The 892-nt window shown below is 34.8% G+C and carries 1 protein-coding gene; it reads right to left on the bottom strand.

All coding sequences use genetic code 11. From position 1 onward, the window contains the following. Positions 1-32 precede the first annotated feature (32 nt). Positions 33-892, bottom strand: an 860-nt coding sequence (locus tag QZL64_RS13045; protein WP_296309705.1) for an IS3 family transposase, incomplete at its 5' end; no start/stop codon positions are given.

An 892-nucleotide genomic window follows, 5' to 3' on the forward strand; every position in this document is an offset into this window, starting at 1 on the left:
TGATCTGCACCCATTTTCTTGGACAGAAGTAATTAAGCAACTTTTTGGGAATGGGTCCGGTATTCTACCGGACTCATTCCTTTTAATTTAAGTTTGATACGTTTAGTATTGTAATAGTCTATGTAATCTCTTAGTTTATTGATAAAATCTTCGCAAGAAGTAAAGTCTTCTAAATACAGCAATTCTGACTTTAGTAAACCGAAGAAATTTTCCATCACGCTATTATCCAAACAGTTCCCTTTTCGGGACATACTTTGGATGATGGCGTGATTTTTTAATGTCTCTTGATACTCCTTATGTTGATATTGCCAGCCTTGGTCTGAATGTAATATACATCCTTGGCTATTAGGTCTCATAGTAAATGCCTTATTTAGCATAGAAAGCACTTGCTTTAATACAGGGCGTTCAGATATTTCATAAGCGACGATTTCACCATTATACATATCTAGGATAGGCGATAAGTATACTTTGCGACCAAATAAGTGGAATTCAGTAATGTCTGTTGCCCATTTTTGATCTGGTTTTGTAGCATTAAAGTCTCGATTGATGATATTAGGAGCGATTTTTCCTTCGGAACCTCTATATGATCGATACTTCTTAAGCCGAACCTGGCAGGTTAATTTCTCTTCTTTCATAAGACGCATTACAACTTTATGATTTATACAAAATCCTAATTTATGTAGTTCTACAGTGATTCGACGATATCCATAACGACCCTTATTTATCGCTACAATTGTACGAATAGCTTCTCTTTCATCTGCATATTTGTCTCCCTTTTTTATAGCAGCAAGACGTGCATAATATGTACTTCGACTGATACCAAAATAATTGAGCATAAACTGAAGTGGATATGTTTTCCTTAGTCTTTCAATTGCGATTGTTTGTTTTTTTT

The sequence above is a fragment of the Veillonella sp. CAG:933 genome (assembly GCF_000431435.1).
GTDB lineage: Bacteria > Bacillota > Negativicutes > Veillonellales > Veillonellaceae > Veillonella_A.